The organism is Streptomyces sp. NPDC060209, from assembly GCF_042728155.1.
In the GTDB taxonomy this organism is placed as follows: domain Bacteria; phylum Actinomycetota; class Actinomycetes; order Streptomycetales; family Streptomycetaceae; genus Streptomyces.
Genome location: NZ_JBHWZS010000047.1, coordinates 24,063 through 38,794, shown reverse-complemented (window position 1 = coordinate 38,794; position 14,732 = coordinate 24,063). Strand labels below are relative to the sequence as shown.

Below are 14,732 nucleotides of genomic sequence, written 5' to 3'. Positions count from 1 at the left end.
GCCCCGGACTGGGTCGCGAACCAGGTGCTGAACCCGCGTGCCCAGACAGGTCTGTTGTCGTTCTGCTACTGGTGGGATGCCGGGCGGTGGTACCGCGGCGAGTCCGCGTCGGCCGAGGAGTCGGCCACGGCGGTGCCAGGTGTGTGGACCGCCGGCACGGTCACCGGCATCATCGCCGGTCTGCTCGGGGACGCGAAGAGCACGGTGGACCAGGAGCGGGCGTCGACGCTGCTGGACGCCGCCCAGAGTGGGTTCGTCACCCGCGAGACGCTGGTGGCCGCCTTCGGCGACAACAGCCGCTTCGACATCGACGGGGCCCTGTTCCAGCTCTCCCTCGCCGGCCTGGTGGCCAGGGTGCCGCAGCCGATGCAGGAGGAGGACGCCGTCGCCCGGGTGCGGGCGTACATCCTGGCCAGGAACCTGAACGGCCCGGAATATCCGGTGTCGGAGCTGATAGGCGATCGGTTCAGTGTCGGCTGGATGGTCTACGTACCGGTGCCGCGCGGTGAGATCTCCATCGGCCGCGCCATCTTCTACGTCACCGACGACGGTGTGCTCAAGCACTCCTCGTCGTCCGTCGCCCCGACCCGGGCCGTCGCCGACCTGGAGAAGGAGTTCCACGAGCGGCAGCAGAGCAAGCGCCCAGGAGACGCGGAAAATCAGGGAGACACGCCCCGATGACCCCTCCGCCCACCGTCACCCTGACCCTCGTCGAAGGACGGCTCGACCCCGCCGAATACGTCTTCGACGAGCGCACCACCGCTGTGCTCGGCCGCGCCCGCGACTGCTCGCTGCGGCTGCCCAACGACGAACACCACCGCACGGTCTCGCGCCACCACTGCCTGCTCGACATCAACCCGCCCGACATCCGCATCCGTGACTTCGGCAGTCTGAACGGCACCTTCGTCAACGGCCGGAAGATCGGCCAGCGCGGGAGCGGCCAGACCCCCGAGGAGGCCGCGGCCGAGAGGTTCCCGGAGCACGACCTCGAAGAGGGTGACGAGATCAGGGTCGGCGCCACCGTCTTCCGGGTCGGCGTCGAGGTCCGGCACACGATGGAGCGCGTGCGGTGCGGGAAGTGCGGCCGGGACGTCAGCGGCGAGACACGGGTCCGGGACGGCGAGTACCTCTGCGCGTCCTGCCAGGCCGAGCCCGCCGCCATGCTCCGGATGCTGCTCGGCATGGCGCATCCCGAGCACCAGGAGCTTTCCTCCATCGCCGGGTTCACACTCCTGAAGGAACTCGGGCACGGTGGGATGGGCGCGGTACACCTGGCTCGCCACGAGTCCTCCGGGGACGAGGTGGCCTTGAAGGTGATGCTCCCGAAGGTGGCGGTACGTCCCGAGGCACGGGCTCGCTTCCTGCGCGAAATGGCACTCACCCAGGGCCTGCGCCATCCCCACGTCGCTCGTCTGCTCAGTTCCGGGTTCTCCAGGGGCACCTTCTTCTTCACCAGCGAGTACTGCACCGGTGGCAGTCTGGATCTCCTGGTGGACCGCAACGACGGACGGCTGCCGCTGGACCAGTCGCTCCGTATCATCGACCAGGCGCTGCAAGGGCTGGACCACGCGCACCGCCAGGGTGTGGTCCACCGCGATCTGAGCCCCTCCAACATCCTGCTGCACAACGAGGCGGACCGCTCGACGACCGCGAAGATCAGCGACTTCGGGCTCGGCAAAGCCTTCGACAGGGCTGGTTTCAGCGGCCTCACCCGTACCGGGGAGACCGCGGGCAAGCCGTGGTTCATGCCCCGCCAGCAGGTCAGCGACTTCAAGAACGCCACGCCGGCCGGTGACGTGTGGGCCCTCGCCGCGTGCCTCTACCACGTCCTGACGGGGAAGTATCCCCGCGACTTCGCGCGGAACAAGGACGTGTGGCAGGTCGTGCTCGACATGCCTGCGGTGCCCGTCCGTGAGCGAGAGCCGAGCATTCCCCGGGCGCTGGCCGACGTGATCGACAAGGCGCTCCAGGAGGAACCGGTCATCGGATTCCAGACCGCCAAGGAGTTCCGGGACGCACTCCTGACGGCGGCCGGAAGCCGCTGACCATGGTCCGCGGCCGTCGGAGGGCATCCCCGCTCACCGGGGTGCCCTCCGACGTACTCACGAGCACGTCACCGCCCCGAGGAGTTGCCCGAACTCCCGAATGATCCGCCCGCCGCCCGCCGCAGCCCCCGGGCCTCATCCTCCATCCGGTGCGCGACAGCGCCGACGCCCGTGGTGTCGTCCAGTCCGCCGGCGAGGAGCTGGGCAGCGAGGGCGCCGAAGTAGTGGGCGGCGCCGAGGAGATACTCGTCCACGTTCACGTCCATCGACGAGGCCGCACCTGGGGGTATGCGGTTGACGTCGTCGAGAACACGGTTGATCTGCCGCCTGATCTCGTCCCCGACGTCCGGTGTCAGCGTTACCGCCCGGCCGACCTGGGCGAGGATGGAGTGGCAGGAGCGCCCGAGCTGCTGGAGGAGCCGGTCGTCACGGTTGCGGGCGGTGAACCCCGGCGTCTCAGGGTTGAAGTTGCCCGACACGATCCGTGCATGCGCGAGTAGCGGCTCGTAGGGTCGCAGGTCGAAGGGGCTGGTAGCGCCGAGCGCCGCCCGGAAGCAGGCGTGGATGTGGAATTCCGTCTCGTGCGGCTGGACCGGAGAGTCATCGGCGCCCGCGAATACCACGCCGCTGCCGCGCCGCACCCCGAGGAAGCCCACCCCGTACAGCACGTCGATGACTCCGGAGAGCGTCAACGCATGTGCGTACGCGGGGAAATCATTGCGGAAGGACTCGGCCGCCGTCTCGAAGCGTCCAGCGAGCGCGGCGCGAGTGACGACGTACCCGGTGTTCTGGAAGAGCGGGAACAGGTTCTTCAGGAAGGGGTGCGCAACGAGGTACTCCGAGCTCAGATCCTTGAGCTTCCAGGCCGAGAACTGGCGGCCCGCCTGCTCCACGTCCGCCTCCGTTATCCGGTCACGGCCGTTCTCCAGCCAGGCTGTCTCCTGGCAGGCGTTGAGGAACTGGATCGCGTCGCGCGGCCGTGGCAGACAGCGGCGGAAGAGGTAGGTCGCTGTGTCTTCCCCGCCCACCGTCTCCGGGAACAGCACCTTCCACAGGTACTCCTCGCTCAGCGCCGCTCCGGCGGAGGCCCGGGCCCGTGCCAGAGCGAGGTCCCGCAGTGCCTTTTCCGTCCAGCCGATCCGCAGTTCGTCGCCGTGAAACTTGTCGCCCTCCCCGAACGACAGCGAGTCGTAGATGTCGGCGCGCAGGAACAGGAGGAAGCGCACGGAACGCCCGTACCGGCTCGTGGCATGCTTGGCCGCCAACAACAGCCCGATCACCATCGAGTTACTGTCCGGCTCGGCCGACCACACCTGTTCCAACTGGTCGACCATGAGCAGCAGTGGTGGGTGGACGTTGCCGTCGCAGCCCAGATCGGCGAAGGCCCCTGCCACTCCCTGCTCGACAATCCCCAACTGCTGTGCCGCACGGGCTCCTTCGGAGGGCGACTGGGCGAGATCCACGCTCGCCTTGACGCCGAATGCCTCCAGCGACAGCGAGGTCTGCAGCCCCCGGGCCCCCCGCGCCAGCCGCTCCCCCAGCCAGCCGCCACCACTGCCCTGCCCCCCGTCCACCGACTCGCCGTTCTGCTTCAGGAAGCGGCCGAGCGCCTTCACCGAGTCGAGCTTGTGACCGCCGCCGTGCGTACCCTTGGCATGCGTGACGATATGCCGAGCCGCGTGCACGGCGAACACGTACCGCCAGATCAGCGCCTTGGCCGAGTCACCGGGCAGCCCCTGCAACTCGAACCGCCGGATCTCCTCCCCGGCCGCCTCGTCCGGCGTGACCAGGATCTGCCCGCCGTTGTGCGCACGCGCACCGTCCGCCGCCATCAACTGCATGCAGATGGCGCTCTTGCCGGACCCCTTGCGCCCGATGATCAGCATCTTGCGCCCACTCAGCGCGCCCCGGTACGCGGCGTTGGGCAGAAACCCACCGCGCAGCAACAGCCCTTCCGTCACGTCGCGTTCGGCGTCCTCACGCCCGAAATGCAATTGTGCGAGCACCGGCCCGTCAGCCATCCCGTCCCCCCAGGTCGTTCAGGCCTCCACGGTATCGAGAGCCCACTCGCAGGACACCGATCTTGCCGGGATCCCACCTCTCCACACCTCACTTGTCACTCGACGCCGACACCGGTACAAGTGGCCGCCCGTATCCGGACGGTCGTCCGGAATCCGCAGACACCACTGCCGCTGTCAGAACGTCTCTACGCAGGTGACCGCTGGTGGGGGCGGGTGGGATTCGAACCCACGCGGATCACCGTCTTCACGTCCGCGCCGGCAGCCGTCTCCGTCCAGGCGCGGTGCGCTTCCTCCAGAGGCAGCACGCGTGTGACGAGTTCATCCGCCCTGAAACGGCCGTCCTCCAGTCCGGCGATGACGGTCGGCCAGGTGAAGCGGTAGCGCATGACCCCCCTGATCTCGACCTCTCGTTCGATCACCGAAGGCATCGGGACGCTGGCGTCCTGCGCCCCCACACCGATGAAGACGGCTTTGCCGCCGGAGCGCACGTAGGCGCAGCCGGCATGCCGGACCGCCTGGACGCCTGTGCACTCCATGAGCACGTCGAACTCTTCCTCCACCGCGTCGAGCGACGGGACGGCTTCGGCGCCGAAGCGGGCGGCGATCTCCCGGCGGGAGTCCTGCGGCTCGACCAGAACGACTCGCTCCGCACCGCGGTTGCGGGCGACCTGCAGGGCGAAGAGGCCGATGGGACCGCCCCCGGTGATCAACACCCGGTCGCCGATGGTGATGTCCCCGCGTTGTCCTGCCCACAGGGAGACGGAAATCGTCTCCACCATCGCCGCGGCGTCATCGCTGACCGAGTCGGGGATCAGGAAGGCGTTGGCGGCCGGCACGACCACGTACTCCTGGAGCGCCCCCTCCGCCCCGGGCACGCCGTGAAACAGCTGGTCCGGACAGATGTTGTACTCGCCCCGCCGGCAAGGGCGGCACTCGCCGCACGGCACCAGCGGCTCCACCGCCACCCGCTCGCCGATTCGGCTCGCGTCGATGCCCTCGCCGACCGTCGCGATCCTGCCTCCGAACTCATGGCCCATCACGAAGGGTTCGGTCATGACGTCACTGCTCGCACGGCCCTCGGCGAAGAAGTGTTTGTCCGATCCGCACACACCGACCGAGCCGACCTCGATCAGCACCTCGCCGGGGCCGGGCGCCGGCACGGGCCGCTGCTCCAGCCGGAGATCCTTCGTGCCGTGCAGCACCAGCGCCTTCATCATCGCCGGCAGGGGCTCGCCGGGTTTGCCGGCGCCGGTCGCGACGAGGTCGGTCCGGGGGGCATGGGTCTCACTCATGTCGGCTCTTCTCTCTCGCTCTCTCGTACGGGGCGTGCCGGCGTCCCGGCGACTGGGAATTCAGGCCCGGGGCCGGGTCGCGCTCGGGGCGAACGTGCCGTTGTCCAGGCTCGCTTCGATCTCCTCCAGGGTGCGTCCCCTGGTCTCCGCCATGCGGCGCAGAGCGAACAGCCAGGCCGCGATGTTCATCACCGCGAGGACGCCGAAGACCAGACCCACACCGAGTCGGTCAGCAGCGAAGTACAGCAGCAGCGTCACCAGGAAGTTGGTGATCCACAGCACCAGTGCGGTGAGGCCGGTGCCCTTGCCCCGGAGCCGCAGCGGAAAGATCTCGGCGAAGTACAGCCAGGCCACCACGGACAGGCTGCCGCCGTTGAAGGCGAAGTAGGCCAGCAGGCAGATGATCACGGCCGCCTGGCCCCCGCTTCCCAGAGCGGCAGCGGAGCCGCTCGACCACGGGAGCATGGCCGCCATCAGACCCAGGGCGATCACGGCCCCGGGCAGTCCGAGGAGGACGAGCCGGCGTCGCCCCCACTTCTCGACCAGATAGATGCCCAGGACCGTGAAGACGGTCAGGACCACACCGACGCCCACGGAGCCCAGGGTGGCCGCCGAGGCTCCGAAGCCTGAGAGTTCGAGAAGTGACGGCGCGTAGTAGATGATGGCGCTGATCCCGGTGATCTGCGAGAACATGGCCACACCGACGCCGGCCACCACAGCAGGGCGCACCGACGGCTGGAACAGTTCCTTCCAGGTGGCACCCTCGAGCTGGAGGGTGGCCCGGATCTCGGCGATCTCCGCCTCGGTCTCGTCCTCGGAAACACGCACCCTGCGCAGCACGGCGCGCGCCTCCTCCTCCCGACCCCGGGCGAGCAGCCAGCGCGGGCTCTCCGGCAGACGGGCCATCGCGACCAGGAACAGGGCGGCCGGCACGGCTGCCAGCGCCAGCATCCAGCGCCAGGCCCCGGACGGACCCAGCAGGTGCCCGGAGAGATAGGCGAGGAGGGTGCCGACGCAGATCATCACCTGGAACAGGGAGGTCTGCGCACCGCGCATGCGGGGCGGCGCGAGCTCGGCGATGTACACCGGGACGATCTGTGACGCGCCGCCGACCGCAAGACCGAGGAGGAATCGCATGACGACCAGCGTGGTCAGGTCGGGGGCGAAGCCGCAGCCGGCAGCGAATGCCACGAAGAGCACCGCGACCAGCATCGTTGTCGGGCGTCGCCCGATCCGGTCGGAGACCGGACCGGTGAGCAGCGCTCCGAAGATCGCGCCCAGGAGGGTGATCGCTGTGACGGTGGACTGCATGAACGTGTCGTCGGCTATGCCCATCGGGGCCTTGAGGTACAGCAGCGCGCTGCCGATGATGCCCGTGTCGTAGCCGTAGAGCAGCCCTCCGATGCTGGCGCTCAGCGCGATCATGAGTGTGAAGCCGCTGTTTCCCTCTCCCGTGGCGGTGGAGCCCACGGCTGTGCCCGCACCGGGGCCGGCGGCCGTCATGGCTGCACCCGCAGGTACTCGGCGCCGAGCAGGTCGGCCAGCGCCTCGATGTCGGCGGCACGGTGGCCGACACCCATCGCCCAGTGGTGGGTGGAACCCGACCGGCTCCAGGCGTCGGCCCAGTCACCCGGATCGCATCCGAAGTCGACCCGGGACGTCGTGTTGCCGATCCTCAGGAGCGGCCCGTCGACGACCGTGCCCTCGGAGGCGATGAACTTCAGCCGCCCGTCGCGCAGTTCGCCGATGGAGTACTGGGTCACCGGCCCCTGCGCGATGTCGACCTCGACGGACACTCCCCCGCCGGACTTTCCGTGGTAGACGTCCAGGCTGCGCAGCAGCGGCTTACGCGCGGTGATCGCCGTGTCGGCGGCGTCGTTGTGGCCGACCTCGCACACGCCGTCGTCGAAGTTCAGTGCCTGGCCCTCCGTGAGGGTGCCGCCCGCTCCGAACTGGTCGAGTACGTACATGGCGGTGGCCGCCCGCACCTCGTACTCGGTCACGGTGGGGATGCCGCGTGAGGAGAGCAGCGTGGCGCCGATGGCGAAGCCCGCGCCGAGCCGCTGGAGCAGCGTGTCCTCCTCGCCGAAGTAGAAGTACGCGAGGGTGTCGAGGCCGTAGTCCTCGACCAGGTGGTCCAGCGCTGCGGAGACCCGGGCCTGGAAGCGCACGTTGGCACGGTCCGCGCCCGGGTCGAGGTCGAAGACCTGGTCCACGACGTCGAGCACCTTCTCGGTCTCGGCGTCGGTGACCTTGTCGTACCGCAACTTCAGGTCGTCGAACTCCAGCACCTCGACGTGGCCGCCCAGGGTGCCGGTGATCGCCGTGATGTTGGTGGCGATGTCGAACATGCCTGGGTACAGGTGCCCCATCATCCCGTGGCGTGCCCCGCGCAGGGCGCGGACGACGCCCGCGGCGCGCACCCAGCGGTCGATCCTGGCCCAGGCGCGGGAGTCGTCGAGGTGACCGGAGACGCTCCGCACCGGCATGCCGAGCCGTTCCAGGGCGACGCCGATCTCCGGGAGGCCGGCGAAGCCCGCGTAGCCGAGCCAGTCCCCCGTTCCGAAGGTGGCGTGGTCCATGGACGGGGAGGGCTGGAGACTGACGAGCAGGATGGGGGCGCCGCCGTACTTGAACACGGGCAGCACCTGTGCGGACGTCATGTAGGTGGCGACGAAGACGACGATGAGGTCGCAGTCGGCTCGGCGGAGCCGTTCGGCCGCGGCCGCCCCTGCCACCGGATCGGAGACGACTCCGGCGTATTCGACGAAGGCGCCGGTACCCGCGATGTGGTCACGGATACGTGCCGCGGACGACTCGATGGTGGGGAGGAGACCGGGGAACTGCGGCCAGTAGTTGCCCAGTCCCCCGGTAACCAGCCCGATCCGGGCGTGGTGAGTGGGGACGCGTGTCAACGGAGCCGGTGGGACTACCGGTGCGGGGAACGTCATGAGGTGGAGCTCCTGAGGTCGGATGCCGGAAGGGCCGGTGGCGCGGCGGGGAAGGGCCTGTACGAGGGCCGCGGCGCGTGCGGGCCGCCGGTCGTAGGGTCCGGCGGGTCCGCACGCCGCGCGCGGGGGAGGCAGCGAGGAGTCCTCAGAGATCGTTCGGGCCGTCGACCACGCGGAAGGGGATGCCGAGCAGGTGGGCCGCGGCCTTGAAGTCCTTGGCGCGGTGGCCGGTGCAGACGGTCCAGTGGTGGCCGATTCCGGTCGACGACCAGGCGTCCGTCCATTCACCCGGGTCGAAGCCGAAGTCGACACGAGAGGTCGTGTTGCCGATCTCCAGCAGGGGCCCCGGAACGACATCGCCCTCGGAGACGATGAAGCTGAACGTGCCGTCCGCCTCCTGGCCGATGCCGAAGGTGGTGACCGGCCCGTGCTTCACGTCGAACTCGACGCTCACTCCCCAGCCACGCTTGCCGTGGTAGACGCCAAGACCGCGAAGGAGCGGGTCCTTGGACGAGATGGCCAGGTGGGCCGGCCCGTCGTGTCCCATCTCCACCACCCCGTCGCGAAAGTTGAGGGCCTGGAGCTCGGTGAACGACCCGCCCGCGCCGAGCGTGTCGGCGATCAGCATGGCGAGGCTGGTTCGGAGTTCGTATTCGCCGGCGACCGGGATCCCGCGAGCGGTCAGCAGGGATGCGCCCAGGATCATGCCCGCACCGAGCCGCTCGTGGATCTCGCCGTCGAGGCCGCGGTGGTAGTACGCGAGGCTGTCGAGCTCGAAGTCCTCCACCAGGCGGTCGAGGCCCACGGAGACCCTGGCCGCCCAGTCGAGGTCCTCCTCCTTCACGGAGCCGTCGAGCGTGAACACCCTGCGAGCCAGTGCCACGCGCTCGGCGGCCTGCTCGTCGGTCACGGTGGCGACCCTGACCCTCAGGTCGTCGAACTCCAGCACCTCCACGTGCCCGCCGAACTGGCTGGACACCAGAGTCATGTCCGTGGAGACGTCCAGCATGCCGGGATACAGGTGCCCCATCAGGCCGTGCCTCCCGTGCCGCATCGCACCGCGCACGCCGGCTGCCGAGATCCACCTGCCGATCCGGGTCCAGGCGTTCTCGTCGTGCAGGTGCCCCGAGACCGAGCGGAACGCGATGCCGCTGCGCCGGAAGACGTTGGCGACCTCGGGCAGCGGGCACTGCCCGCAGTAGGCCAGCCACTTGCCCGTGTCTGTGTTCGGATGGTCCATCGCCTCCGTCGGCTGGAGGTCGATGACCAGGACGGGAGTGTGGGTGCGCTGGGCGATCGGCAGCACCATCGAGGCGGTCAGGTAGGTCGTCAGGAACGTGACGATGATGTCGCAGTCGGCCTTGCGCAGCTCCTCCGCGGCCTTGGACGCTTCCTGCGGGTCGGAGATGAAGCCGGCGTCGACCACCTCGCAGCCCATCTCCTCGAAACGCCGGGTGACGAAGACCGCCGAGTCCCGCAGCTGGTCGAGGAGGCCGGGGAACTGCGGCCAGTACGCGCCGAGCCCGCCGGATACCAGTCCGACGCGCGTGGGGCGCCGACGCACCGGGGTGAGTACCCCGTCGAGTGCGGCGGAGGAGACGTCGTCAGTCATCAAGCATCCCTTCCTGGATGTTCTGTCGCTGAGAGATTAAACATCGATGACACAGACAGACAAGAGGCTGAAACGTATCAATCACGCAGGGAGGGAGACGGTTCTCGGCCACATCGCGGCCCCAGCAGCGGATGACGACCACCATCGGACAAGCGCGGAAGCACCTGCGGGGCGCGATGTTCACTGTGGTAGAAACAGACCATGTCAGAGGAGAGCACTGCCGAGGGGGACCACCGGAGAGCGTCGATCATCACGGCGCTCCGGGAGGGGGTACGCCGCGTCGACGACCTGGCCCGTACCTGCGGCGTCAGCACGATGACCATCCGGCGCGACCTACAGGTGCTGGAGCAGCGGAACGAGATCCGCCGCGTCCGCGGCGGAGCCGTGCCTGTCGACGCCTGGACGTTCGACCACCGCCTCGGACGCTCCACCGCGGCCAAGGACGTGATCGCCGCGAAACTGCTGTCTCTCGTGCCGGAGAAGGGCGGTATCGGCTTCGACGGATCGACGACCGTCCACAGCCTCGCACGGTGCCTGAAGGAGCAGCCGGTCCACGACCTGACGGCGGTGACGACCGGCTTCGAGACCTTCCACGAGCTGTCCAGGACGCCTGGGTGCAGGGCCTACACCACCGGCGGGACCGCGGATCTGCACACCGGAAGCCTGGTGGGCCCGCTGGCTCAGGTGACGCTCCAGCAGTTCGCCCTGCACACCTGCTTCCTGTCAGCGACCTACCTGGACGAGTCCATCGGATCGACCGAGTTCACCGCCGACGAGGCAGCGGTGAAACGCGCACTGACGGCCGTCTCCCAACGGACGGTGCTGGCCGTCGACTCCTCGAAGCTGGGCCGCCGCGCCGTGGCCAAGTGTCTGTCACTGGAAGAGATCGACATCCTGGTGACCGACCTCAGCCCGGAGGACGAGCGACTCGAACCGTACCGAGGCCTGGTCGAACTCATGTGACGTACGACGAGCGGAAGCGTCACCTCGTCCGGCCGGCCGGACTCACCGCCCCCGAACCCCGTTCCCCCGGCCGGCGCGCTCCGACGGCGTGCCGGCCAGGGGCTGGTCGTGCCCGGTCCCGTCCGAGGGCCGGGCCGGATCCAGGATCTACCTCCGGGCGGACGCCGTACCGGCGCTGCCGTTGATGACGAACTGTGATCCGGGTTCGACCACGACGTCGCCGTCGGCCGACCCTGTGATGGTCACGTCGGTCAGCGTCGCGCTGCCCCGTGCGCCTCCATGGGCCAGGATCCCTGCCCCGTTGACGGAGTTGTCGATGCGGACATCGGAGATCTGCGCTCCGGGCACGGAACCGCCGCCCGACTTGAACTGGATCCCGTCGTAGGTCGAGTCATGGATGTCGGTGTCACGGATCGTGACGCCTGGAATGTCCTGCCCGGCCGCGAACAGCGTGATCGCGCCGAACTCCTGGGCCTCGCCCCAGAACGCCCCACCCGTGCGGTGGAGCGCGTTGTTGGCGATCAGTGTCTGTCCTGAGAAGGGCAGCGGGTCGTGATCCGTCGCCAGCATGATGCCGGGGTAGTTCATCGTGTCGGAGATGATGTTGTTCTCGATCGTGTTGCCGTGACCGCCGTAGATCGCGATGCCGTTGGCCCTCCAGGGCAACTGGATCGTGTTGTTGCGGAAGTGGTTGTCATGGCCGACGTCGACCGAGGGATTCTTCACGTACTTGCTCGACCACACGGCCAGCGAGTCGTCACCGGTGTTCCTGAAGGAGGAGTTGAACGCCGTCGAATTGCGGGTCCCGTTCGCGAAGTTGATTCCGTCCGCGTAGGTGTTGCGAATCCGCATCCCCGTGAACTCGACGCCGTCCCCGGGCCCCCAGAGGTCAGGGATGTTGTCGTAGTCGCGGCCGACCCAGACGCCTACGTTCGCGTGTTCCAGCCACACGTTGGTGATCGCGGTGTCCTCACCGAAGCGCCCGTTGAGGCCGACTCCGCCCTCGGCGTTGCCGTCCCCTCCGCGAATGGTGCCGGAGCCGAAGATCGCCAGGTCCGAGATCTTGGTGTTGTCGTCGATGTCGAAGCCGAAGTTCCCCTCGTGCGGGTGATTGATACCGCCCGCGTCCTGAGGCTGGGTGAGGGTGTACAGCTGGGAGTGCCACATGCCGGCGCCCCGGATCGTGACGTCCCTGATGCCGACCTGGTTGAACTGCCCCCGGTTCAGGGGGTCGTCGGTCAGGATCTTCTGCTCCTGCCGCCACTGCCCCGGCGGGATCCACACGCAGCCGATGTCACCGTTCTGATCAGCGGTGACCGCCCGTTGAATGGCGTCCGTGTCGTCGATCCCGTCGTTCGGCACGGCTCCGTAGGTGGTGATCGAGGTGCATCCGGCCGGCTGACTCGCCGGTGCCGCCACCTGCTCCAGGTCGACGAGGTCGATGATGTAGAAGGAGGCCGAGTCGCCCGCGTCGCGCTGGAGACGGAACTTCGTCCCTGCGGGGTATGTCCGGCCGAGCAGGGCGTTGGACTCGTCGAACAGCCTGCGGGCGTCCGCCTGGGGCCGGTTGGTCAGCCCTTCGGGGCTGTCCGTGTCGCCGTAGAGCCAGCTGTGCTTGGAGGAGAGCGTCAGCTTCCGGACGAAGGTGTTGTCGGCGTAGAGGCTGATCGTGGCCTCCGCCCCGCCGCCACCGGGGGCGTCGGGTACGGAGTTGCGGACCACGATCGAGTTCGTCGGTACGGTCGAGGTGACCTCGACGTACTCCCCGGTGGAGTTCAGCCGCACGGATTCGCGGCCCGAGGACTCCGTGGCGAAGTTGGTGTGCCCGAAGGTGCGCTCCTGGTCGGATTTCAGCAACGTGCCCTTGTAGGAGCCCTGTTCGACTTCGTACTCGGTGTACGGAACCGCAGCCCCGCGGCCGACCACGATGGCCCGGGAGAAGACGTTGTTGTTCTCGTTGGTCTCGGTGACGACACCGGCCGCGTCCGCGGTGGCGGTCAGGTTGGCGCCACCGCTCTTCGCGGTCCAGCTCCCGCTGACGGGCACGGTGACCGTGCCTCCGGCGGGGACGGCCCCGGTCGTGCCGTTCAGCGTGGTGTTCTCCACCAGGAGCCGGGTGACCGTCGGGGAACTGACCGCCGTCGTACCGCGGTTGTGGACGGACACGGCGAAGGTGACGGCGGCGCCCACGGCGGGATTCGACGGGCTGGAGGTGATCCCGAGCACCTCGAGGTCGGGCCCGGGGCTCTGACCGACGACGAGCTTCGACGAGGCGGTGCGGCTGTTGTTGCCGTTGTCCTGCTCGACGACCGTGTCGGTCGGGTCCACCACCGCCGAGACGGTGTACGTGCCCATCGGCCGCTTGCCGACGTCGACCGCCACTGTGACCGAGGCTCCGGCGGCGAGGCCTCCCACGGGTGCGCTGCCGGCGACCACGCCCTCCAGGCTGACGTCGACGGCCGTCGCGGCGGCTGCCGACGTACCCGTGTTGCGCACGGTGGCGTTCACGGTGACGTCGTCCTTCTCCGACGGCGAGGCGGGTGACCACGTCAGTTCGGAGACGGTCAGGTCGGGGTTGGGGGCGGCGGTCCCGACGACCTGGATCTCCGCGACCTGGGCACCCGGGGCACCGGAGTTGGCGAAGAACTTGAGCTGTACGTCCGCGTACCGGCCGCTGACCGGGATGGTCACCGCGTTCCCGTTCCCCGAGGGGTTGAAGACGTGGTCGGCGCGGTCCTTCAGCGACGTGAAGCCGGTGGCTCCCTGGGCACGCCCGAGCACCTGGATGCTCTGGGTGCGGGTCGCCCACGCCTGCTCCGGGGAGAGCTTGACGACGACGGCCTCGATGTCGGCGTCGGCGCCGAGCTTCACCGTCAGCGTCGAGGGGTAGCCGTTCGACTCCCAGTACGTACCGAGCTTGTCGTCGTTGGCATTGGCCGCCGCGTAGGTCTGGGTGAACGACGACGCCTCGATCGGCTTGTTCAGAGCCAGGTTGGAGCCGTTCGCGGGCGGCGGGCCCGACTCGTCCTCGCCGTAGACCTCCACCTGGGAGAGCTGCGCGGCGTTCCAGCCGGTGTTGGCGGTCACCTGCACACGGATGTACCGCACCTGCTTCGCGGTGAAGTCCACGGTGACGGAGTTGCCCGCCGACGGGCTGAACGCTCGCGCGGCAGAGGCCGACAGTGCGCTGAAAGCGCTGCCGTCCGTGCTGCCCTGGACGCCGAGCGTCTGGGTCCGCGCCTCCCACGTGGTCGGCAGCTTCACCACCACCTGGTCGACGTCGAACCGGCTGCCGAGGTCGATCTGGACCCACTGCGGGAAGATGCCGGGGCTCTCCCAGTACGTCTGCTGGCTTCCGTCGGTGACGTTCGACGCCGGGTAGGCGCCGTGCGACCCGCTGGCCGTCGCCTGCTTACCGAGGGCCAGGTCGGGACTCCGGTCGGCTGCCGTGGCGGTGACCGGCAGCAGCCCGACGGTCATCAGCGCGGTCGCCACCGCGCCGACGACGAACCGCCATCCGAGTTGTTTCCATCTCATGCTGTCCTCTGTTCCGTGGGACTGCGGGACCGGGAGGACACGCCGACGCGTCACCGACCGCGCGACGCCTACGGCATCAGCGGTCGGCGACGGGCGGGTGCGGGCTGCCGGTACACCGATGGGGGGACGATCAGGGCTGCCGGCAGGAGAGGGAGCAGGTCACCTGCCGGAAACTCGCGCTCATTGCTTAGAATTTTGAGTGATCCGGTCAATATTTTGCGGTGTTGAGGTGACAGGTTTCTAGCAGGCCGCACATTTGTCAACGGTTCTCACATCGGCGCCACCCGGGACCAAGTGCTCACGACGCGGAC

General features: G+C 68.8%; 8 protein-coding genes and 1 pseudogene. 3 read left to right on the top strand and 6 right to left on the bottom strand.

Translation table 11 applies throughout. From position 1 onward, the window contains the following. Positions 1–681 (top strand): annotated as a pseudogene (locus tag ACFWFI_RS12430) (hypothetical protein); the annotation flags it as partial. Further along, complete coding sequence (locus tag ACFWFI_RS12425; protein WP_387388323.1) at positions 678–2,045, top strand: protein kinase domain-containing protein; 1,368 nt, start codon at positions 678–680, stop codon at positions 2,043–2,045. The pseudogene ACFWFI_RS12430 and the gene ACFWFI_RS12425, both read left to right, overlap by 4 nt. Positions 2,046–2,113: 68 nt before the next feature. Here ACFWFI_RS12425 and ACFWFI_RS12420 read toward each other — a convergent pair whose 3' ends face one another. The 5 genes from ACFWFI_RS12420 to ACFWFI_RS12400 form a co-directional block, all read right to left on the bottom strand. Next, a complete protein-coding gene (locus ACFWFI_RS12420) occupies positions 2,114–4,066 on the bottom strand; it encodes a P-loop ATPase, Sll1717 family (RefSeq protein WP_387388320.1) in 1,953 nt (650 codons plus the stop codon). 185 nt (positions 4,067–4,251) lie between these two features. After that, positions 4,252–5,358, bottom strand: a complete 1,107-nt coding sequence (locus ACFWFI_RS12415) for an alcohol dehydrogenase catalytic domain-containing protein (protein ID WP_387388317.1) — start codon at positions 5,356–5,358, stop codon at positions 4,252–4,254. A 60-nt stretch (positions 5,359–5,418) separates the two neighbouring features. Further along, positions 5,419–6,861, bottom strand: coding sequence for a sugar porter family MFS transporter (locus ACFWFI_RS12410; RefSeq protein ID WP_387388315.1), 1,443 nt, complete (start codon positions 6,859–6,861; stop codon positions 5,419–5,421). Then, complete coding sequence (locus ACFWFI_RS12405) at positions 6,858–8,309, bottom strand: arabinose isomerase (protein ID WP_387388312.1); 1,452 nt, start codon at positions 8,307–8,309, stop codon at positions 6,858–6,860. Before ACFWFI_RS12405 ends, ACFWFI_RS12410 begins: the two co-directional genes overlap by 4 nt. A 145-nt stretch (positions 8,310–8,454) precedes the next feature. Continuing rightward, on the bottom strand, positions 8,455–9,921 hold the full coding sequence (locus tag ACFWFI_RS12400) for an arabinose isomerase (RefSeq protein WP_387388309.1): 1,467 nt from the start codon (positions 9,919–9,921) through the stop codon (positions 8,455–8,457). Positions 9,922–10,122: 201 nt separating this feature from the next. Between ACFWFI_RS12400 and ACFWFI_RS12395 the strand changes: the two genes are divergently transcribed. After that, complete coding sequence (locus ACFWFI_RS12395; protein WP_387388307.1) at positions 10,123–10,884, top strand: DeoR/GlpR family DNA-binding transcription regulator; 762 nt, start codon at positions 10,123–10,125, stop codon at positions 10,882–10,884. 147 nt (positions 10,885–11,031) lie between these two features. Here ACFWFI_RS12395 and ACFWFI_RS12390 read toward each other — a convergent pair whose 3' ends face one another. Then, positions 11,032–14,421 (bottom strand): CARDB domain-containing protein, encoded by a 3,390-nt coding sequence (locus ACFWFI_RS12390; RefSeq protein WP_387388304.1) that lies wholly within the window; start codon positions 14,419–14,421, stop codon positions 11,032–11,034. Between the last annotated feature and the right edge of the window lie 311 nt (positions 14,422–14,732).

Coding starts and splice junctions, on each gene's coding strand:
- ACFWFI_RS12405 (WP_387388312.1), bottom strand. CDS start 8,309: ATGACGTTCCCCGCACCGGTAGTCCCACCGGCTCCGTTGACACGCGTC.
- ACFWFI_RS12415 (WP_387388317.1), bottom strand. CDS start 5,358: ATGAGTGAGACCCATGCCCCCCGGACCGACCTCGTCGCGACCGGCGCC.
- ACFWFI_RS12410 (WP_387388315.1), bottom strand. CDS start 6,861: ATGACGGCCGCCGGCCCCGGTGCGGGCACAGCCGTGGGCTCCACCGCC.
- ACFWFI_RS12390 (WP_387388304.1), bottom strand. CDS start 14,421: ATGAGATGGAAACAACTCGGATGGCGGTTCGTCGTCGGCGCGGTGGCG.
- ACFWFI_RS12395 (WP_387388307.1), top strand. CDS start 10,123: ATGTCAGAGGAGAGCACTGCCGAGGGGGACCACCGGAGAGCGTCGATC.
- ACFWFI_RS12400 (WP_387388309.1), bottom strand. CDS start 9,921: ATGACTGACGACGTCTCCTCCGCCGCACTCGACGGGGTACTCACCCCG.
- ACFWFI_RS12420 (WP_387388320.1), bottom strand. CDS start 4,066: ATGGCTGACGGGCCGGTGCTCGCACAATTGCATTTCGGGCGTGAGGAC.
- ACFWFI_RS12425 (WP_387388323.1), top strand. CDS start 678: ATGACCCCTCCGCCCACCGTCACCCTGACCCTCGTCGAAGGACGGCTC.